2 protein-coding genes are annotated in these 1207 nt (G+C 56.0%); both read left to right on the top strand.

The window, feature by feature from the left end:
- Positions 1–697: endonuclease III (gene nth, locus G4P69_RS38510; protein WP_390694119.1), on the top strand; the 697-nt coding region annotated here is incomplete at its 5' end.
- A 139-nt stretch (positions 698–836) separates the two neighbouring features.
- Positions 837–1207: dCTP deaminase (locus tag G4P69_RS38515; protein WP_208355285.1), on the top strand; the 371-nt coding region annotated here is incomplete at its 3' end.

Raw genomic sequence — 1207 nt, forward strand, 5'->3', positions numbered from 1 at the left:
AAGAGAGTTCATGCCCAAAGCCAACTCCGTTTCCAACGCAGATGCGGTCGAAACCCGTCGAAAACGCCTTCCGAAAATTCTTCAGATTTTGAAGAAAACCTACCCGGATGTCGTTTGCGCACTCCATCACGAAACCGCCTTCCAACTGCTGACCGCGACCATTCTCTCGGCCCAGTGCACTGACGAACGGGTCAACGCCACCACCCCCGCTCTCTTCGGAAAATATCCAGACGCCAGGTCACTAGCCAATGCCAAACAGGCGGACGTCGAAGCCATCGTTAAACCTCTGGGCTTCTTTCGAGCAAAAGCCGCCAACATCATCGGCATGGCGAAGGGCTTAGTCGAAAACTACGACGGCAATGTTCCGAGCGACCTGGCCACACTTGTAGAACTCCCTGGCGTCGGACGCAAGACAGCGAACGTCGTCCTCGGTTCCTGGTTCGGCCTCGCCTCGGGGGTCGTCGTCGATACACACGTCAAACGCATTTCCCATCTGCTGGGTTTGACTGACAAGAAAACGCCTGAGCAAATCGAACTCGACCTCATCGAGCTGATCCCGCAAAGCGAATGGGTGATGTACTCCCATCGTATTATCCATCACGGACGGGCCATCTGCATTGCCCGACGTCCGAAATGTCCCGTCTGCCCTTTACTGAAAGTCTGCCCCCGCGTCGGTCTTCCGCCATTGGTCGGATGACGCCACTGGATCGTCCACGGACTCATCGATATTTTCCTCTCGCGCGACCTACCGGGCCAGAGTTGCTTGCGTTAGACTTCTCCCGCTAGACTGCAGCATTGTGCAGAGCCTTTCTTTGGAACGCGACAGGACGCCACGCATGATTCTGACGGGCACGGAAATCAAAGAGCGACTCGGGACCGATATCATCATCGAGCCCTACACTGATAAGCAGCTCAATCCCAACAGTTACAACCTGACGCTGCACAACGAACTGCTTGTCTACGAAGAAATCGTCCTCGACATGAAGCGGCCCAATCGCTTCAAACGCACATCGATTCCGCCAGAAGGTCTGATTCTCAAGCCGAATCAACTGTACCTGGCCCGGACTGTCGAACGCACGGAAACGTACAACCTCGTCCCGATGCTCGAAGGCCGCTCCTCCGTGGGACGACTGGGGCTGTTCGTTCACATCACGGCTGGCTTCGGCGATGTCGGTTTCCGCGGCTACTGGACGCTTGAAATGGTCGC

It is taken from the genome of Aetokthonos hydrillicola CCALA 1050, assembly GCF_017591665.1.
GTDB lineage: Bacteria > Cyanobacteriota > Cyanobacteriia > Cyanobacteriales > Nostocaceae > Aetokthonos > Aetokthonos hydrillicola.